General features: G+C 29.4%; 18 protein-coding genes and 3 tRNA genes. 7 read left to right on the plus strand and 14 right to left on the minus strand.

Annotated elements, in window-relative coordinates; translation table 11 throughout:
• The 8 genes from bcCo53_RS02675 to fusA form a co-directional block, all read right to left on the minus strand.
• Entirely contained in the window at positions 1–1,458 is a 1,458-nt protein-coding gene (locus bcCo53_RS02675; protein WP_028328322.1) for a hypothetical protein, read from the minus strand.
• A 60-nt stretch (positions 1,459–1,518) separates the two neighbouring features.
• Positions 1,519–1,591, minus strand: a tRNA-Glu gene (locus bcCo53_RS02680).
• 7 nt (positions 1,592–1,598) lie between these two features.
• A tRNA-Lys gene (locus bcCo53_RS02685) sits at positions 1,599–1,671 on the minus strand.
• Between the two features lie 99 nt (positions 1,672–1,770).
• Positions 1,771–1,844, minus strand: a tRNA-Lys gene (locus bcCo53_RS02690).
• A gap of 66 nt (positions 1,845–1,910) precedes the next feature.
• Complete coding sequence (locus bcCo53_RS02695) at positions 1,911–2,534, minus strand: tetratricopeptide repeat protein (RefSeq protein WP_025408148.1); 624 nt, start codon at positions 2,532–2,534, stop codon at positions 1,911–1,913.
• Positions 2,531–2,881 carry a bactofilin family protein gene (locus tag bcCo53_RS02700; RefSeq protein ID WP_025408149.1) on the minus strand — a complete coding sequence of 117 codons (351 nt, stop codon included), beginning with the start codon at positions 2,879–2,881 and terminating at the stop codon, positions 2,531–2,533. The genes bcCo53_RS02695 and bcCo53_RS02700 overlap by 4 nt, the downstream gene beginning before the upstream one ends.
• A 73-nt stretch (positions 2,882–2,954) precedes the next feature.
• A complete protein-coding gene (locus bcCo53_RS02705; RefSeq protein WP_025408150.1) occupies positions 2,955–3,650 on the minus strand; it encodes a Bax inhibitor-1/YccA family protein in 696 nt (231 codons plus the stop codon).
• Between the two features lie 12 nt (positions 3,651–3,662).
• Positions 3,663–5,738: an elongation factor G gene (fusA, locus tag bcCo53_RS02710; protein ID WP_025408151.1), complete on the minus strand. Its 2,076-nt coding sequence runs from the start codon at positions 5,736–5,738 to the stop codon at positions 3,663–3,665.
• 418 nt (positions 5,739–6,156) lie between these two features.
• On the opposite strand from fusA, the gene bcCo53_RS02715 reads away from it, so the two are divergent.
• The 6 genes from bcCo53_RS02715 (at position 6,157) to bcCo53_RS02740 (ending at position 11,764) form a co-directional block, all read left to right on the plus strand.
• On the plus strand, positions 6,157–6,384 hold the full coding sequence (locus bcCo53_RS02715) for a KTSC domain-containing protein (RefSeq protein WP_025408152.1): 228 nt from the start codon (positions 6,157–6,159) through the stop codon (positions 6,382–6,384).
• A 181-nt stretch (positions 6,385–6,565) separates the two neighbouring features.
• Positions 6,566–7,648: a hypothetical protein gene (locus bcCo53_RS02720; RefSeq protein ID WP_025408153.1), complete on the plus strand. Its 1,083-nt coding sequence runs from the start codon at positions 6,566–6,568 to the stop codon at positions 7,646–7,648.
• Between the two features lie 88 nt (positions 7,649–7,736).
• On the plus strand, positions 7,737–8,267 hold the full coding sequence (locus bcCo53_RS02725; RefSeq protein ID WP_025408154.1) for a tetratricopeptide repeat protein: 531 nt from the start codon (positions 7,737–7,739) through the stop codon (positions 8,265–8,267).
• Positions 8,268–8,360: 93 nt separating this feature from the next.
• The gene (locus bcCo53_RS02730; RefSeq protein ID WP_025408155.1) at positions 8,361–8,993 is read left to right on the plus strand and encodes a hypothetical protein; all 633 of its coding nucleotides are present in this window, start codon (positions 8,361–8,363) and stop codon (positions 8,991–8,993) included.
• 181 nt (positions 8,994–9,174) lie between these two features.
• Positions 9,175–10,395, plus strand: coding sequence for a ribose-phosphate pyrophosphokinase (locus tag bcCo53_RS02735; RefSeq protein WP_028328321.1), 1,221 nt, complete (start codon positions 9,175–9,177; stop codon positions 10,393–10,395).
• Positions 10,396–10,399: 4 nt separating this feature from the next.
• A complete protein-coding gene (locus tag bcCo53_RS02740) occupies positions 10,400–11,764 on the plus strand; it encodes an FGGY-family carbohydrate kinase (protein WP_025408156.1) in 1,365 nt (454 codons plus the stop codon).
• On the opposite strand, the gene bcCo53_RS02745 is transcribed toward bcCo53_RS02740, so the two are convergent.
• Genes bcCo53_RS02745 through bcCo53_RS02770 form a run of 6 tightly spaced genes read right to left on the minus strand, consistent with a single transcriptional unit; the run spans position 11,747 to position 16,963 of the window.
• Positions 11,747–12,427 carry an SPOR domain-containing protein gene (locus bcCo53_RS02745; RefSeq protein ID WP_025408157.1) on the minus strand — a complete coding sequence of 227 codons (681 nt, stop codon included), beginning with the start codon at positions 12,425–12,427 and terminating at the stop codon, positions 11,747–11,749. The two genes, bcCo53_RS02740 and bcCo53_RS02745, sit on opposite strands and share 18 nt — an antisense overlap.
• Positions 12,428–13,024, minus strand: coding sequence for a dephospho-CoA kinase (gene coaE / locus bcCo53_RS02750; protein ID WP_025408158.1), 597 nt, complete (start codon positions 13,022–13,024; stop codon positions 12,428–12,430).
• Positions 13,003–15,768 (minus strand): DNA polymerase I, encoded by a 2,766-nt coding sequence (gene polA / locus bcCo53_RS02755; RefSeq protein WP_025408159.1) that lies wholly within the window; start codon positions 15,766–15,768, stop codon positions 13,003–13,005. The genes coaE and polA overlap by 22 nt, the downstream gene beginning before the upstream one ends.
• Positions 15,765–16,163, minus strand: a complete 399-nt coding sequence (locus tag bcCo53_RS02760) for a hypothetical protein (protein ID WP_025408160.1) — start codon at positions 16,161–16,163, stop codon at positions 15,765–15,767. The genes polA and bcCo53_RS02760 overlap by 4 nt, the downstream gene beginning before the upstream one ends.
• The gene (gene fliS, locus bcCo53_RS02765; RefSeq protein ID WP_025408161.1) at positions 16,153–16,572 is read right to left on the minus strand and encodes a flagellar export chaperone FliS; all 420 of its coding nucleotides are present in this window, start codon (positions 16,570–16,572) and stop codon (positions 16,153–16,155) included. Before fliS ends, bcCo53_RS02760 begins: the two co-directional genes overlap by 11 nt.
• 10 nt (positions 16,573–16,582) lie before the next feature.
• Complete coding sequence (locus tag bcCo53_RS02770) at positions 16,583–16,963, minus strand: response regulator (RefSeq protein WP_025408162.1); 381 nt, start codon at positions 16,961–16,963, stop codon at positions 16,583–16,585.
• Between the two features lie 227 nt (positions 16,964–17,190).
• Between bcCo53_RS02770 and ligA the strand changes: the two genes are divergently transcribed.
• Positions 17,191–19,200 carry an NAD-dependent DNA ligase LigA gene (ligA, locus tag bcCo53_RS02775; protein ID WP_025408163.1) on the plus strand — a complete coding sequence of 670 codons (2,010 nt, stop codon included), beginning with the start codon at positions 17,191–17,193 and terminating at the stop codon, positions 19,198–19,200.

Raw genomic sequence — 19,200 nt, forward strand, 5'->3', positions numbered from 1 at the left:
TTAATATATGTTGTTTTGACTTTTTATTATTTTGTCTTTAAATAGGATTAATAGTTCTCCAGCTATTAATCCTGTTGTTTTCCATAATAATTCTTCTAATTTTATGGCCCATTTTTCATATCTCTTTAGTCCAAGTTCGGAGAAATATTTGGTATTGGTTAAATAACTTGCAATATCTTCTTTTGGAATTTGAGTAGTGTAGGTATAAAATTCGTTTATTACTAAATATTTGAACTTGATATCATAACCTTTATTGTCTAAAAATTTTAACCAGGATTTTTTATCTTTTGATAAGATATTTTTATTCCAAAAATTAGTGATTGCTTTATTGAAATTTTCGTTTATAAAGAAATGCATGTGTAATATTTCATGCATAAATATCGTCATTTGAGTTATCTTGGATATGATCTCATCTTCTGAATAAGTCGCAAACGCAACATTGCTTGATTTGTCTTTGATTTTCATTATGTTGTTTTCAATGTATGCTAGTTTGTTAATTATAATTAAGTTTTTTAAAGTTTTTTCTTCTTGATTTAATTTGATGTGTGATTTTTGTACTGCATTGAAAAATTTAATTATGTCTTTAAGTCTGTAATTGTGACCTTTCCATCCCACTTTATTTTTTAGTTCGTTGTTTGATAGTAACATTTTTCTAAATCCTTTTTTTTCAATGAAAAATGCTAATCTTTTTAACATTAAAGACTGATCGTTTAAGTTTTTGAATTTTAGTACATATATGTTAGGTTTTGCTATCAGATTGAAAAACTCAAATGAATCTCTTCTGTAATTTTCTTTTTTATAGTTGAGGATAAATTTTAAATCAGAATTTATGGGATTGTTTATATTATCATAAGCATTCATATCAATATATCCAATTTCATTTATTTGAATCATATTATTGTTTTGAGTGGACTTTATTTCATCATCTTTATGTTCGAGTGATGTGTATTTTATGAGATTAGACAATACTATTTTTTGAGATTCTTTTTCTGAATATAAGTTTGTGATTATAGGTCCGGGTATTATTTCTTTTGCTTTAAAGCCTATTATAGGAAACATGTTATTGTTAAGATTAAATTTGATATAGTATTCATTTTGACTAATTAAGATTTTGAATTGATGGAGATTCGATCTTGCTGGTTTAGTTCCCGAGTTTGCTATTTCAATGTTATTGAGATTGATGGATTTAATATTATTCATTTTGATTTCTAGTGTTAATTTGTTATCTTGATTAATTATTTTTGGAATATCATATGCATAATTTTTGTCTTGCGTGTTTATTTCTATGCTTGCATTATTATTGATCTTGAGGCTTAATATAATGTGATTGATTTTGTCTTCATCATAGTATATTTTTTGTTGAGTGTTATTATTCCTTAGAGATTTTTTTTCTTTTTTACTTACGTGTATCGCATAGAAACTTATTAAGAGAATGAATACCGCTAGGATATTTTTCATTATTATATATTATCATATATGACAATGAAAAATAGAGAACCCTATTGGATTCTCTATACACATCCTCTAGGGGAATTGAACCCCTGTTGCCAGGATGAAAACCTGGAGTCCTAGGCCACTAGACGAAGAGGACAAAAGATTGAGCTCAGTAGGGCTCGAACCTACGACCCTCGCCTTAAAAGGGCGATGCTCTACCAGCTGAGCTATGAGCCCGTGAATAGTAGTAAAATCTACCAAAGTTAATTATATCATTTGTTTCGGAATATTGCAATACCTTGAAACAATCATAATTGCTAGCTTAAATCATGTAAGTGAGCTGCACAGGACTCGAACCTGTGACCTGCGGGTTAAGAATCCGATGCTCTGACCACCTGAGCTAGCAGCCCTCTATTGTTTATTAATAAACTAATAAATAGGATAAATGCTTACAAATATAATGTCAAGAATTATTATTATTTTTTTTCTATCTTTTTTAATAGATTTTTTGCTTCTAAATGATTGGGATTTAAGGTTAGCAATTTTGTTAAGGTTTCTTTTGCTAATGTTTTATTTTGTGCATTAAGTCTTGCTTTTGCAAGTTTTAATAATATGTTTTGACTATTTGGTAAAAATCTCAAAGCGTTTTCATATGCAAAGTCGGCTTCATTATATCTTTCAAGTTTGTAAAAAGAGTCTGCAATTAAAATGTATACCTTAGGTATTCTTGCGCCATTAGGCTCAAGATTAATATATTTTTGAAAATGTTTAATAGCGTTTTTATATTGTCCTTGAAAAAAATAAGATTCCCCTAATGCTTGAATTATTCTTGCGTCATGCTTTTTTATCTCAAGTCCTTTAATAGATTCAAGTTCGGCTCTTTTGTACTCGCCTGTTGCTATTAGACTCCATATAAGTATTGCTCTTGCATCTAAATTTTTTGGGTTATGTTTTATTTCATTTTTGGTATTGATAATAGCTTCTTGGAATTTGCCTTGTTTGTAAAGTAATAGTGAGTCTTCTTTTTCCTGTGCTTTTAGTAGACTTGATGATGAAAGTAATATGAAGATTATTTTCAAACAAAATCTTTTATTTATCATTTTTCTTCCATTTCACAATTTCCTTTAAATAGTGCTCCTGAGTCTATGAAGAGTTCTTTTGTTTTGATATTACCGATTAATTTTCCGGTTTTGTAAATTTTTATTGTCTCTAGAGCTTCTATATTGCCTTTTATTGTTCCGTAATTTAGGAAATTGTTACATTTAATTTCTGCTTCTACATTAGCCTTTTCTCTTAGGTATATTGAACTTGTGGAATTTATGATTCCTTTAAGCGCTCCTTCAATAATTATGGGCTTACTACTTTCTATGTATCCTTCAAATTCAAAATTATCTTTTATAACATTATGTGTGTTGCTTTCTTCAAGTTCTAGGGTATCTATACTCAATTTGACTCCTAAAAATGAATGCTTAATTTAAGCATTCATTTTTATTTTAATGTTAGCTTAAGTATTTTGGATTCTAATCTCTTCTTTCTCCTAAAAACCTTAGTAAATACAGGAATAAATTTATGAAATCTAGGTAAAGCTTTAAAGATGCTACAACGGCTATTCTACTTTTAATTTCAGTACTATCTTCTAGTATTCTATTCATTTTAGAAATATTTTGAACGTCATAAGCTGTTAAACCTGTAAATAATATGACGCCTAAAATTGAGATTAAGAAATTGAGCCCTGAACTTCTAAAAAATATATTAAAAATAGATGCAATGATGATTCCCCATAATCCCATGATAAAGTAGCTTCCCATTTTTGTAAGATCTGTGCTTGTTGTGTATCCGTAAAAGGACATTGCAAGAAAAGTTAGAGAGGTGATTCCAAACGTATAGAATATTGAACCTTGGGTATATATCATAAATATGGAAGATAATGTTATTCCTGTTAAGGCTGAGTATCCTAAAAAAAGTGCTGTTGCTGTACCGCTTGATATTTTCTCGATTGCTCCACTTATTGCATAAACAAGTCCAAACTGTACAAGTAGCATTGCTATGTATGACATTGGATTTGAGAATACCATGGCTCGCATTATCGGATTTTCAGATGTTGTGTATGCAAATATTGCAGATATTAAAAGGCCAATTGCCATTAATCCAAACACTTGAGCCAAAAATTTATTTTTTATCTTTATTTCTTGTTTATCTTGCGTTAATTCAAACATAATGATTCCTCCTTATTTTTGTTCGTTAAATTTTTTACATAATTCATTAAATGTTACGCTTGGCACTTTACCATATCTTAAGAATTCCATTGAAAATTCAGCTTTTCCTTGGGTGGCAGATCGTAAAACGGTTGAAAAACCAAACATTTCGCTTAAAGGTACTTCAGCTTCAACTTTTGAGAAAGTGCCCTCTTCAACGGAGCCCAGAATGATTCCTCTTCTTTGATTTAAAAGACCAAACATATTGCCTTGGAATTCAGTTGGGCCTTCGAGAGTTACTTTCATTATTGGTTCGAGTATTGTGGGGTTAGCCTTATTATAAGCTTCTCTAAATGCTCCAATTGCTGCAAGTTGGAATGCAATGTCTGATGAATCAACAATATGATATTGACCGTCATTGATTGTAACCTTAATTCCGACAATTGGGAAACCGATCAAAGTGCCTTTTTCCATGGCCTTTTGGAACCCTTTGTCACATGATGGAATGTATTCTGTTGGAATGACTCCACCTTTGATGAGATTTACAAATTCATAAGTTTGTTCTTCTGTATCAAGTGGTTCTATAAATCCTGCAACTCTTCCAAATTGACCTGCACCCCCTGATTGCTTTTTATGAGTATAATTAAATTCTGCTTTGCTTGTAATGGTTTCTCTGTATGCTACTTGAGGCATTCCTGTTTCAACTTCTGCTTTAAATTCTCTTTTCATTCTTTCAATGTAAACTTCTAAGTGTAGCTCACCCATTCCTTGTATGATTGTTTCTTTCGATTCGGTATCTATGTAAGTTTTAAATGTAGGATCTTCTTTAGTAAACCTTCCAAGAGCTTTTGCCATATTGTCAGCTGATTTTTTATCTTTAGGTTTTATTGATAAAGATATTACTGGTTCTGGAATGTACATTGATGTCATTGAATAGTTAATCGAAGGATCACAAAATGTATCGCCTGATGCGCATTCTATTCCAAATAGTGCGACAATATCTCCACTGCCTCCAGATTCAATGTCTTCGGTGTTATTTGCATGCATTCTAATAAGTCTACCGACTTTGAACTTTTTAGAATTTCTTGAATTTATTAGTTCTTGTCCTTTTTTTAAAATTCCTTGATATATTCTGACATAAGTTAATTGCCCGTATTGTCCATCTTCTAGTTTAAAAGCCAGTGCTACAGTTGGTAAAGTGTCATCGGTTTTGAGTTCAATTTCTTTTTCTTTGTCGTTTAAATCAAGTGCCACATTTTTGATGTCATGGGGAGAAGGCAAGAATCTAGTTACAGCATCAAGTAAGAGTTGAACACCTTTATTTTTGTAAGCAGAACCCATGAATACGGGACAAAGTTTTAAAGCTAAAGTGCCTGTTCTGATGGCATCGTATATTGTCTTTACAGCTACATCTTGCCCTTCCATATGAAGTTCCATAAGTTCATCATTAAAATCAGACAAGGCATCAAGCATTATTTTTCGCTTTTCTTCAGCTTCATTGATTAGCTCATCAGGAATTTCCTTTTCTATAATTTCTGTTCCATCTTTACCTTCAAAGTAATAGGCTTTCATCAAAACAAGATCTACAATTCCTACATGTTTATCTTCAAGTCCTATTGGGATTTGCATTAGAACTGAGTTTAAACCAAGCTTATCTCTAAGCTGCTCTCTTACGTTATTAGGATTTGCTCCTGTTTTGTCACATTTATTTACGAAAGCAAGTCGTGGTACATTATATCTCTTTAGTTGTCTATCAACTGTAATTGATTGAGATTGAACTCCTGCAACAGAGTCAAGAACAAGTATTGCTCCGTCTAAAACTCTCAGTGAACGTTCAACCTCAATTGTGAAATCAACGTGACCCGGAGTATCAATAATATTGATTGGATGATTTTTCCATTCAACGTGAGTTGCAGCCGATGCAATTGTAATGCCTCGTTCTCTTTCAAGTTCCATTGAATCCATTGTTGCACCGACCCCATCTTTTCCCTTAACTTCATGAATTGCATGAATTTTGTTACAATAGAAAAGAATACGTTCTGTGAGAGTTGTTTTCCCTGAATCAATGTGGGCACTAATGCCTATGTTGCGTAATTTTTTATAGTCCATGGAATATTTTCCCTCCTGAGCATGTATACTTCAACCACTAATTCCTTTGATATTTTACATGATTTTTTAAAAAAAGTCTATTTTAAACTGTTTTAGTAGATTTTGACTTTAATTTGACTTAAGAGAGTTTTATTGTTTAAGAGGTTAAGTAATGTATTATCATTGCCTTTTATTGGTATGAGAATTTGTATTTTAACATAAACTTTTTTTATATTTTTTAATTAAATTATATTAGAAGATTCAGTTATTTATAGACTTGCTTGACTAAATTTTATTAAGCATGTACAATTAGTTATAAGGAATATATCATTTAGTAAATTTTGATTTTATTGATTAAAAAATTTTAACATTTAATGAATTTACTCTTTCTTTACTTTATATTTTATACTCCTAAGAATAATCATTGGAGGGTATAAGTTTGAATACTTTAACAATATCTCATGAATTGAGTAAAATATGTCAGGTTGATTATGATTCTGCTATGTCTGAACTTTCTGTATTTTTTAAAGACGGAAGAGCCTATAAATATTTCAAGATCGAGCCAAGGCATTTTAATATAATATCTAAGCTTGTGCAAGAGAAAAGGTCAGTTGGCAAGTATTTAACTGAGCATATATTTAACAAGTATGACCAAGAGAAGCTTTAATTTTAGTTGTTAACTTAGTTATTTAAGAAGGATTCTTAGTGTATAGGGATTCTTCTTAATTTGTTTGATTTATGCTTGAAATTATAAAATTGCGTTGTATTATTTGATAGTTAGAATTATAATTAATGTACAAAGAAAAAAGGATTATAGTTCATATATTAATTTGATGAAGGCTTAGGATATGAAAAGGTTTTTATTTATTATTTTGTTATTGTTATTGTTTTTTAACACTTCTTATGCTAAAGTTTTATATTTTTCAGCAGGTTTTAGTACACAAATGAGTCTTGAGTCATTTTCTTTATTTAAGAAAATGACAGGTACAGTTTTGGATAAATTGTTAAGTTTTGAAGTATTTCCTATTTTAAGAAATTTTCAAAATAATTTTCTTACTCGCTTGAGTGCGTTTGAAGATAGTGCAGCTAATTTGTATGAGTCTTTTCAAAAGAATTTAAATCTTCTTGTTAAGCTTTATAATGGGCGAAACGAGTCAACTTCACCAGAAGGTAGTCAGGCTAAATCTGTTTTAGATGGTTTAGGCCCACTTTTGAATAGTACTCATGATTTAAAACAATTTTTGTTGGAATTGGGTAAGTTAAATCAAAATTTATCTCTTGAGAATTTAGATGAGGCGGGAATGAATGTTAAGAAACTTTTGGCTCATTTAGGGGAGACAGCTAAACGTGGTCTTGAGCTAAAAGGGGCGTTATTTGAGCAATTAGGTGAATTTGGCATTAGTAGTCAAGATGATTTTTTTACATTACGTGATGAAATTATTACACCGGGGACTGTTTTAAATGATGCTTTAAGGCAAAAACTGTCACCTTTGTTTAGCACCGGTTTTCAAGGTTATTTTCAACTTGGTCTTCCTATTGCGACCAGTAATTTTTATTATGGATTCGAACTTGGATTTGGTGTAAACCTTGGAAGGATGATTATGCCTAATTTAAACCTTTTAAGGGCTTACTATCCTGTTAAGTTAGGTTTGGGAATAATGCCAAGATTATTCGTTAAATATGATATTTATTATTTGGCAGCTACTATATTCTCAGGTTTTGGTGATAGGTCTTTAGTTGTAGATCCTATTTATGTAGGGAATTTAATTGGTAATGGCGTAGTAACTAATCCGTTTCGTGTGATTGAAACAGGTCTTAGATTGAGATTAGCATTCCTTAATTTGGAATCATCAGTATTATTTTCTATTAATGATTTCAAATATAGAGACTTAAGGGCTGGACTTGGATTTGAGATTCCAATAATTATTTAGACATTAATTATGTAGACATCAATATTGAATTGATGTCTAATTTGATTTTATAATTTTTATCTTAAGCTAATATTTGGGTTTTATTTTGATGTATAAAGGATTGTTATTTCTTTTTTATTTTGTGTTATCTTGTAAAACTCTTGCTAAGGATTATTCAGCTATTTCAAATGAATATTATAAGCTTGCCAAGTTAAATGAAGAACTTGGCAATAATAAGGCATCTGTTGCACTTTATGAGCAAGCTATTAAATTTAATTCTGATGTGAGTGATGCGTCTACTTATAATTTTGTTTTGGCTTATATCAATTTGAAGAAATATGATGATGCTGAGTCAAAGCTTGAGTCTTTATTGAAAAATGATCCAGACAATATTTTATTAATTAATTTAAAAGCTTATTTATATTTTAGAAAGGATAATTTAGAAGAGGCGTTGAAATTTTATTTAAGAACTTTAGAATTAGCCCCTGCTAATCAAGAAGCATTATTTAATATTTTTTATATTTATTATTTAAAGAAGGACATGGAAAGTGCTAAGAAGTATATCTTAAAATATAAGGAATTAAAATATTCTGTTCCTTCTAATGCAAGTGAGATAGTTTCATCTGTTTTAGAGGGTTAAGGTTGAAGATTATTTTGTACAAATTTTAGTATTTTTTTGTTCCACGATCTTAATGTGTAAATTTATTTAAACATTTTGGGGGACTTAAGTGTTATGCGAATAAAGATTTTATTTGTAAGTTTTTTTGTATTGCTTGTAAGCAATGTTTTCGCGGATGTAACTTTTGAGCTTAATTTGGGTTTTGGCCTGGATTTTCCGGTTAGTACTATTTCAAATTTTTATAATACGGCTTTAGATATTGGTGAAAGACTTGAGAGTGGTGTGTCTGATTTGGAGAGAGAAAAAATTGTTAAGGATTTTGCAGATATGATTACTATTGCTAAGACCGGTTTGACTTATGGGGGAGATGCTCAGATGGGAGCAAAATTTGATGATTTTGTTTCACTTGGTTTTGAATTTGGGCTTGATTTTAATATTTTTAGATCTGTTAATCGTAAGGGACGATTGAATGATATCCTGTCATTCATCTTGGCTATTGAATCTAGATTTTATACGAGGTTAGATTTTTTTATTGGTGCTGTTGCATTATTTACTGGGCCTAGAGCTAATATAGCTACAGCTGTTAAGGATTCTGTCTTAGCTGAATATGGTATTTGGGGTTGGGATCTTGGTGCAAGAGCAACATTTGCTTTTTTGGCACTTGAGGGATGTTATTGTTGGAATATTCAAAATAATAAATTTTCAGATTTTAAACTTGGTATAGGTTTTGAATTTGGAGTTGTTTAAGTGTGTAGAGGACAAGTAAATTTTTGCGTTTTTAAGATTATTGCATTATCTAGTTTTTAATTTGCTTATGGTAAGGATTATTGTTTGAACTTGAGTGTTATCTTTTAATCTTTGTGTGAATTTATTTGTGTTGAGTTACAATGAAATAAAAGGTTTCTGTAAAGAAGTAGGGAGTTTAAAATTGAGTGTGCTTATTAAGAAATCAATAGGAATTATTGCCTGTCCTGGTGGGAGGGTATTTGCAGATAAAATAATGGAGGACCTTAAGAAAATATTTGTAGATACTGAACGTCAAATTATTGAAAAAATTTCACAAACTTCTAATTCTTTAAAAGAAGATATTTTGAAGCTTGAAGGAAGCCTGTTGCCTTTGTTAGAAGTGCTTGGGTTTTCTAATTTAAAATTTGATGAGACTATGGATATTCCTGTGAACTTTGTTAAGTTTGCTAATGGTGAGTTTAAAGCAGAAATTTTAAGGACCATAAGAGATAAAGATATTTTTATCGTGCAAGATGTTTCTAATACTTATCCAGTTAATGTGAATAATAATGAAAAAGTATTAATGACAATTAATGATCATTTAATGAATTTGATGACTACAATAGATGCATGCATGCAGGCTAAGGCTAATTCTGTGAGTGTTATTGTTCCGTCTTATCCTTATTCAAGGCAAGATAAAAAACATTCAAGAGAAGGTTTAACAGCAAGCCTTTTTGGGAGATTTTTGGAGGAATTAAGAGTTAAACATATTTTAACACTGGACATTCATTCAAAAGCGATTGAAAATGTTTTTAGAAAGACTTATTTTGAAAATTTAAATGCATCTTATGAAATTTTTGATGCTTTGGCGGAGTTAATAGATATTAGGGATTCAAATTTAGTAGTTGTTTCGCCTGATACAGGAGCTGTTAATAGGAATAAGTTTTTTGCATCCAATCTTAAAAGACCCTTAGCTTTGCTTTATAAGGAGAGAGATTATTCAAAGGTGACGCATAATGTTAATGATTCTAATATTTCTGTTACTAAGCTTTTAGGGGATGTTGAGGGTAAGAATGTTTTTATGAGTGATGATATTTTGGCTACTGGTGGAACCTTTATTAAGGCTGTGAAACTGCTAAAGAGTATGGGTGCTAAAAAGATTATATGTGCAGTAAGTCTTCCATTTTTTAATGGGGATGCAATTAAATATTTTGATAAAGCTTATGAGGAAGGTTATTTTTATAAAATCATTGGAACAAATGCTGTCTATCATGATGATAAACTTATAAGTAAACCTTGGTATTATGAGGCTAATGTTGCTCATCTTTTTGCAGGTGCAATTTTTGCAATTTATAATAGAATTAGTTTGCAAAAAATTCTTGATAGAAGTCATGATATTCAAAATTTAATTTCTAAGAGTTAGTTTTATGAATGTACTCAGTATTGATATTGGTACTAGTACTTTAAAATCTGCTTTGATTAATTCTCATCATGGGATTTTAGAGAGTTTTGATGTAGGTTATTTTAATTATTTTAATGTTGATTTTGAGAATTTTGATTATAAAATATGGTTTTTTTCTTTAAAGAAAGTAATTTCTAATTTTAGGTATAAAAAAATAGATTGTATTTCTATTAGTGGGCTCTCACCATGTCTAATAGCTCTTGATTCAAATTTGGTTCCTTTGGAAGTTTTACATTGGAATTCTTCTAAGGTGGTTAGTAATTTTAAAGGAAAATCATCTTTTTTACCCCTTGTGCTTAGCACGCTTGAGAGAGGAATTTATGGTAAAATTAGATATTTTGTGTCTTGTTTTGAATATTTTATTTATTTGCTTACAGGTAACCTGGTTACAAGTTATCCAAGCTTATCTTATATCCCTTTTATTTGGAATGATATTGAAATAAGAGAGTATAATCTTGATCCAAATAAGTTTCCTCCTTTTTTACGAATGGGAGAGGTTGTTGGTCAGGTTACTAGTGGTGCTAGTATTGAATTTGGTATTGATATTGGGATAAAGGTAGTTAATGCTGGAATGGATTATTTAAGTGTGCTTATTGGAAGTGGTGCATTCTTTTCAGGAATTGTATCGAATAGAACAGGTACAAGTGAGGGTTTTAATTTCGTTTCAGATACTTATTTGTCAGATTTTTCTTTGGTATATCCTTATTTTTTAGATAATTTATTTATTGTTGGAAGAGTATTTCCTTCTGGATATTTGTTGCAATTACTTAAGGATAGAGCCTTTGGCAAGGAAAAGTCGTTTGAAGAATTTATTGAAGAGATTGCTAAAGTATATGATTTAGGTAATGTTTATTTTTATCTAAACAAAAAAGAGCTTTTTTCTGATCATATTCTAATAGATTTGCAAGTAAGAGATAATTTGAGTAAAGGTATTTTTGGCAAATTAGATAATCCTTTACAAATAGGATTTGCAGTTCTTGAAGCTGCTTATTTTTCATTTTACAATAAAATACTTAAGATTCAATCTCTTAAAAGGGATGTCTTAGATATTTTTGTAAGTGGTTCTAATTCTGATAATTTGTTTTTAAATAAACTAAAGGCCAATATTATTGGTAGAGATTTGAAGGTTTTTGAATTTAAACATGCTGAAATTATAGGTAATGCAATCTTGGCTTTTTATTGTGTAGGGGAATTTGACAGTTTGGAAAAGGCATTTAAGAGGCTTGTTAAATTGAAACAGGTTATATCTTTTAGTGCTAGAATGCATGATCTTTATTTAGAGAAATATCACAAATATGTTTCTAATTTTAATTTATTTGTTAATAGTTAATATATAAGCATCCTTGAATTCATTTGAGCCTGATATTTTTTTAAGTTCAAGTTTTGCTTCTGATATGGTTTTGTAAGGTCCAGATCTGACTCTGTAGGTGTCTTTATTATTTATTGTTGCTGAATAGATTTTTGCATTTATTTTGTATTTCATTAATTCTTGAATATTGTTATCAGCGGAGATTGGGTCTGAGAGTGATGCAAATTGTATGTAGTATTCTTTTCGAGGATCATATTTGTTTTCAGATTTATTATAGTTTTGTTCTTTTGGGGTATTAAGTTTTTTCTGTGCAATGGTTTGTATTTTATGAGATGTCTTTTCTTTTTTATGTATTGTTGTAGATTTTTGTTGATTTATGATTTGTGGTTGTTTTTTGTTATTTTGATTGATGTTATCGTTGAAACTTTTATCTTGGGTTAGGTCGATTATGATCTCATTTGGCTTGTCAGTTATTGCTAAAGTTTCTTCATGATTTTCGTTTTCTATCACTTTTTCATCTTTTGTTTCTTGCAAAATAATATTTTTACTTGCAATGTCAGAAGCTAAGTTTTTGTTTGGGAAAAAAATAATTATCCCAAGAAATATCATTGTGCAAACGGTTACAATTGAAGCTAATGCTACTAAAAATCCTTTGTTATTATTATTTTCGTTAAAATCTTTCATCTATGTTACCTCTTTCATCTTTGTTCTAATCTTTTTTTCTAGATACTCATAGCTTCCATTGTTAATTATATTTATTATTTTTGAATTTAGGACACTTTTTTTAAAAAAAATATTTTCTTGCCACTTAAGGATATTGAGAATTAAGTTCTCATCAAAGTTACGGTTTGATCTTAGTCGTTTTTTTATGATGTTATCATTGGCTTTTGTTATGAATATATATTTGCAAAACTTTGCGAGATTTAATTTAAAAAGTAGCGCGGCATTAATTATAATTTTATCAAATTTTTTCTTTAATATTATTTGTTTTACTTCTTTATATATCAGGGGATGTGTTATTGTCTCTAGTTTTTTTAGTTCTGTTTTGTCATTAAATACAATATTGCGGAGTTTTATTCTTTCTATTTCATTTTGATTATTTAATATTCTTTTGCCAAATATCTTCACTATTGTATCTTGTTTTGTTTTTAAGATTGTGTGTCCAATTTTATCTACATTTATTTCATGAAAACCATATTCATTGCTAATGATTTTTGAAACGGTATCTTTGCCAGTTGATATTCTACCAGTGATGCCAATTATAGATGAAACTCTCCCCATGATTTTCCAGTCTCAATATTTACTTTCAAAGGAATCTTTAAAGGATAAGCATTTTCCATCATTTCTTTGATTATTTTGTTTGCTTCTTCACATTCGTGCTCGGGTGATTCGATTAGCATTTCATCATGTACTTGCAATAGTATTTTGGACTTGAAGTTTTTATTTTTGAATTCATTATATACTTTGATCATGGCGATTTTCATTATATCAGATGCACTTCCTTGGATTGTACTATTTATTGCGATTCGTTCAGCTGCTGAGCGTTCCGAGTAATTTTGGCTATTAATCTCTTTTATATATCGCCTTCTTTTAAGAAGAGTTTCACTGTATCCATTTTTTCTAACAAAATTTATTTGGTTTTGTATGAAATTTTTTATTTTTGAATAGAGGTTAAAGTATGAATTGATGAATTTTTCTGCTTCGTTTTTTTTAATAGATAGTTCTTTTGAAAGCCTAAAGGCTGACATTCTATAAATTATTCCAAAATTAATTGATTTTGCTATTCTTCTCATAGAAGATGTTACTTTGCTCTCATCTACTTTAAAAAGTTGAGATGCTGTTTTTGTGTGAATGTCTTTTTTATTTTTGAATGCCTCAATTAGTGATTCGTCTTCTGAGAGGTGAGCTAATATTACAAGTTCAATTTGAGAGTAGTCAGCAGAGATAAAAACATTGCCTTTTTCGGGTTTAAATGCTGCTCTTATTTTACGTCCTTTTTCATCTTTAATTGGTATACTTTGTAAGTTAGGTGCAGTACTTGAAATTCGTCCTGTTGCTGTTCTTGTTTGTATAAAGTTTGTATGTATTTTATTTGTTTTTTCATTGACAAATTCTATTAAATTGTCTGTGTATGTATTTTTTAACTTTGCTAGTTGTCTATATTGTATAAGTTTTGTTATAGATTCATGTTGATCTTTTATTGTTTCTAGTGTTTTAATATCTGTTGAATCTTGCTTGACATTTGGGGGTAGTACGAGATTAAGTTTTTCAAATAAGATTGCATGTAATTGTTTGGTTGAATTTAGATTAAATTTGATTCCTATGCTTTTTGTTATTTCATTTTCAATTGATTTTAATTCTTTATCAAGTTCTTGACTATATTGTTTTAGGTAGTCTTTATCAAGGTAAATTCCATTTTCTTCCATTTCTGTAATGACATTGCTAAATGGCATTTCTATGTCTGTCATTAGATTTGCAAGATTGTCTTGTTTGAGTTTTTTTGTAAATACTTTAAATAACCTAAAAGTAATATCAGCATCCTCAGCAGCGTAATCAGAGACTATCTTAAGTGGTATATCTTGCAGGGTATCATTTTGTGTAGTTATTTCTTCATATTTGATATTTTTATGCATTAAATATTTTTCTGCTAAAAAGTCAAGAGATATTTTTGTATTTGGGTCGACTATATATGCTGCTATCATTGTATCAAAGTAGGGAGGAATTGCATTAAATCCATGTTTTTTAAGTATTTTATAATCAAATTTATAGTTTTGACCAATTAATTTGGGTTTTGTTTGAAAAAATTCATTAAATTTTTGTGTTATGTATTCTTTTTCAATAAAGCTTTTGTCTTTAGTTTTGATGGGAATATAGTAACTTTCAAATTCTTTAAATGAAACTGAAATTCCGATTATTTGCGCTTCGTAGACATTAAGAGAAGTCGTTTCTGTATCTATTGCTACATAACTTGCTTGTTTTAGTTTGTCTATTAATGAGTCAAGTTGTTCTTTTTGTAATATTGTTGCATATTTAATATTTTCTTCTTGTATTGTTTTAAGAGCATTTGAATGTGGTTGTGTTTGTGAAATCCTTGTGTATGTGTGAGTTATGTTTGTTGTATTTATTTCAAAGATTGATTTTTGGGTTTGATTTGTAATGGAGCCTTTTTCCAATATAGCCTTATAAGATTTAATTAGCGTAGTTGCAGAGTATTCTTCAAATAATGTAAGTAAATCTTCTTTTAAGTTTTCTAGTTTAAATTTTTCAAGTGTTGGTAGTTCTAGATCTTCTACAAGACTTACAAGTTCGTAACTTAAAAAAGCATTTTCTTTTTCTTTTAGTAAAATTTCTTTATATTTATTATTGATAGAATCTAAATTTTCGTATATTCCATTTAATGTTTGAAATTCCCTTAGTAGCTTGACAGCTCCTTTTTCTCCAATGCCTTTGATACCTGGTATATTATCTGATTTGTCTCCAACAATGGATAAATAATCTTTAATTTGAGATTTATTTACTCCAAATTTTTTCATCACGTAATTATTATCCATTTCCACAAAGTTACTGTTTTCTATTTTAAGTATTTTGGTTTGATCTGACATCAGCTGCAATAAATCTTTGTCAGGAGAAATGATATAAGTTAAATAATTATTGCTTTCTGCTTGTTTTGAAAAGCTTGCTATCAGATCATCAGCTTCGTATCCTTGTATTTCAAATATTGGAATATTTGCTTTTATTAGACCTTCTTTTATCCAATGAATTTGTGGGATTAAATTATCCGGAGGGGCCTCTCTTGTTGCTTTGTAACTTGGATATTTTTGTTTTCTGAATGTTTCTGTCTCTGAATCAAAAGTGACAATTAGATTTTTTGGATTTTTCTCTTTTATTATAAAAAAAAGAGTTTTAAAAAAACCGATAAATGCATTAACATTTTCTCCTTTATTGTTGGTTAAAGGATTGTTTTTCATTACATGATAGCTTCTAAATATTATATTTAAAGCATCGATTAGGTAAATTTCTCTCATATCTTTACATCTATTAAAATTGGATTGTTGTAATTAAAGAAACTTTTAGAGAATTGTACCTTTGGTATTGTTGATTTTTTATCCAATAGTCCTTTTAAAGTTTTACATATATTGTTATATTGAATGCATACTTGTTCGTTTAATATGCGAGTATCATTTATTAATTTTTTAATTTCTTCTTGTATCTTCTGTTCTCCTTCTAGCCATGAATTTATGGTTACATAATAATTGTTAATTGAATTTAAGATTAAGTCCTTTGCAGGATTTGTGGTGTTTAATATATTTAGCATTCCTTTATTGATTTCTTTATTTTCAAATTCTAGAATAGCTTTTAGCTTTTTAAGTTCAAGTATTAGATCTTTTAAGTATGTTTTTAATATTTTATTAGTTGACAATGTTGATTCCTAGTCTTTTGTTAGTAAGATTATTATCTTTTTTAAGTAAAGCTTTCCAAGCTGTGTGCAGATTTTTAAGATGTTTTAAAACTTCTTGAATATTATCTCTGTTTTTTGCTAATGTGACGTTTTCTAGGGCTTTGTTTAAAAAAGAATATATTGAGAATAAGTTCTTTGAAATGTCTCCACCATCTTCAAAATTTAGTGTAGACATTAATTCAATAATGATATCTTGTGCATGGTAAACTTTTTCATCGGCTTTGACTGTACTTATTGGATCTTGACTCTTATAAAATTCTTTGGCAATTTCTAAATCTTGTATTGCTTTCTCGTAAAGCATTACTAATATTGATATAGGACTGGATGTATTGACTTGTATGTTTTTATAAATGTCTTCTTTTTTTATCAAGGATTTTCTCCTAATGTAATCTTTTTATTTGTTCTGCTATTTGTTCTTCACTGAAAGGTTTTGTAATATACCCTTTTGCTCCAAGTTCTAAAGCTTTTGCAATGAGATCGTGTTTTCCCAGTGCTGTAACCATTAATACATTTATTTTTCGTGCAAGGTTTTTGTTGACTTCATTTATTTTCTCAAGGGCGGTGATGCCATCCATTCCTATCATTGTTATGTCAAGAGTTATTAGGTCAATTTTTGCATGTTTTTCAAATTCTTTAACGGCTTGGATTCCATCTTCTGCTTCATAAAATTCGTTAAATCCCAATTTTTTCAATATCTTGATTAAATTTTTTCTCATAAAAATAGAATCATCAACTATCAAGGCCTTTCTATTTTCTTCCAAATTTCGCTCCTTACTTAATTTTAACATGATAACTTATTAAAAATCATTTAAACATCATTAAGACATCATGTATAATCATATATCATTACTTACTCTGTCTTTTACTTTAAATTTTAAGATGAATGAGTTTATTACTCAAGAACTTATCCCTAAAAAATTTATATTTTTATTTGAATTATTTTGTTAGAATATATTGTGAACTTTTGGGTAGGATTGATTTCGCATTTATGATTAAAAGTATAGAAGATGAAATTTTATCTTTAAGAGATAGTATCAAAAGATGGGATAAAGAGTACTATGTTGATTCTTCGCCCAGTGTGAGTGATTTAATTTATGATAAAGCCCTTTTAAGGCTTCAAGATTTAGAAACTAAGTATCCTGAATATAAAACTTTGGATTCTCCGACTCTTAAATTTGGTAGTGATCTTTTAAATGATTTTGAAGAAGTTGAACATTCTGTTCCTATATTGAGCTTGGATAAGGCTTATGATATTAAGGGATTATTGTTATGGATTGAAAGAATTGTGGCAGAGAGTTCTACTTTAGGATATCATACCGGCATCTCAGTTGAACCAAAAATTGATGGATGTTCAATTGTTCTTTATTATAAAGATGGGATACTTCAGAGAGCTTTGACCAGGGGAGATGGAAAAGTTGGCAATGATGTTACTGGCAATGTAAGAACGATTAAAAGTGTGCCTTTATGTATTGATGAAAAAGTTGAGTTAATTTTGAGAGGTGAGATTTATATTACTAAGAAAAATTTTGTGAAAATAAATCATACATTAGAAAATCCTTATCTTAGTTCTAGAAATTTAGCTTCAGGTATACTGAGGAGAATAAATAGTCGAGAGGTTGCTAATTTCCCTTTAGATATTTTTGTTTATGATGTTCTATATTCTAGTTTGAATTTGAATAGTAGTCGTGATGCTTTTAAGCAACTTAAGCAATTTGGATTTAAGCTTAATCCTTTTTGTAAATTTTTTGATGGTAAAAATTTGGAAGACGATATTATTAATCATCTTAAAGAGATAGAGGCGCAAAGGGCTCTTTTGGAATATGAAATTGATGGCGTTGTGCTAAAGGCCGATAGTTTTGTTTTAAGGGAAATTTTAGGATATACTTCCCACCATCCGAAGTGGTCAATAGCTTATAAATTTGAATCTTGTACGGGTATTAGCAAAGTGGTTGACATAGTTGTTCAAGTTGGTCGTAGTGGCAAAATTACTCCTGTTGCACACGTAGAAAAAGTGTTGGTTGCTGGGTCTTTTATTACTAATGCGAGTTTGCATAATCAAGATTATATAGACTCTATTGGTTTGAATATTGGGGATGTGATTTCAATTTCAAGACGTGGGGATGTAATTCCTGCTGTTGAGTTGGTGGTAGAAAAACTTTCGTTTGGTAGTTTTAAAATTCCTATTAATTGTCCTTCATGTAAGATGATTTTAGTTAAAGAAGGTGCACATCTTTTTTGTTTCAATGAACATTGCCCTTGCCGAATAATTGAGCAGATCAAATATTTTTGTAGTAAAAGATGCATGAATATTGTAGGGCTTTCGGGGAAAACAATAGAGTTTCTTTTTGAAAAGAAGTTTATATTTTCAGAGCTCGATCTTTATACTTTTAATTTTGATAGGCTTATTAACCTACGGGGTTTTGATCTTAAAAGGATAAATAATTTAAAGCGTTCAATAGAAGATAGTAAGAGTAAACCGTTTAGAAAATTGTTTATTAGTATGGGAATTAGGGAGCTTGGAATGAATACAATATTAGTGCTAATTAATAACAATTTAAACTCGTTTGACATAATTAGCAACCTCTGCAAAGATAAAGAGGCTGCTTTTGACAAACTTTTAAAGATTAAAGGAATAGGTGAAAAGATAGCTTTAATTATTGTTGAAGCATTTAATGATAAAACTGTTCTTGATAAATTCAATTTTTTTAAAAAATTAGGGTTTAAGATGAAGGAAGATAATATTGATTATACTGTAGATGATTCCTTTTTATTTGGCAAAAAATTTTGTATTACAGGTTCTTTTGAAAAATATTCTAGAAATGTTCTTATTGAAAAAATTACTAATAAAGGTGCTATTTACAGAGGGGCAGTTACTAAACATTTAGATTTTTTGCTTGTTGGAGCAAATCCTGGCTCAAAAGTTGAAAAAGCCAATGATTTGGGCATCAAAATACTTAGTATTGTTGATATTAAAGGTTTTTTGGATTTAGGTGATTAA

The organism is Borrelia coriaceae (genome assembly GCF_023035295.1).
Classification (GTDB): Bacteria; Spirochaetota; Spirochaetia; order Borreliales; family Borreliaceae; genus Borrelia; species Borrelia coriaceae.

Coding starts and splice junctions, on each gene's coding strand:
- bcCo53_RS02730 (WP_025408155.1), top strand. CDS start 8,361: ATGCGAATAAAGATTTTATTTGTAAGTTTTTTTGTATTGCTTGTAAGC.
- bcCo53_RS02720 (WP_025408153.1), top strand. CDS start 6,566: ATGAAAAGGTTTTTATTTATTATTTTGTTATTGTTATTGTTTTTTAAC.
- bcCo53_RS02725 (WP_025408154.1), top strand. CDS start 7,737: ATGTATAAAGGATTGTTATTTCTTTTTTATTTTGTGTTATCTTGTAAA.
- bcCo53_RS02675 (WP_028328322.1), bottom strand. CDS start 1,458: ATGAAAAATATCCTAGCGGTATTCATTCTCTTAATAAGTTTCTATGCG.
- bcCo53_RS02705 (WP_025408150.1), bottom strand. CDS start 3,650: ATGTTTGAATTAACGCAAGATAAACAAGAAATAAAGATAAAAAATAAA.
- fusA (WP_025408151.1), bottom strand. CDS start 5,738: ATGGACTATAAAAAATTACGCAACATAGGCATTAGTGCCCACATTGAT.
- bcCo53_RS02740 (WP_025408156.1), top strand. CDS start 10,400: ATGAATGTACTCAGTATTGATATTGGTACTAGTACTTTAAAATCTGCT.
- polA (WP_025408159.1), bottom strand. CDS start 15,768: ATGAGAGAAATTTACCTAATCGATGCTTTAAATATAATATTTAGAAGC.
- bcCo53_RS02745 (WP_025408157.1), bottom strand. CDS start 12,427: ATGAAAGATTTTAACGAAAATAATAATAACAAAGGATTTTTAGTAGCA.
- bcCo53_RS02695 (WP_025408148.1), bottom strand. CDS start 2,534: ATGATAAATAAAAGATTTTGTTTGAAAATAATCTTCATATTACTTTCA.
- ligA (WP_025408163.1), top strand. CDS start 17,191: ATGATTAAAAGTATAGAAGATGAAATTTTATCTTTAAGAGATAGTATC.
- coaE (WP_025408158.1), bottom strand. CDS start 13,024: ATGGGGAGAGTTTCATCTATAATTGGCATCACTGGTAGAATATCAACT.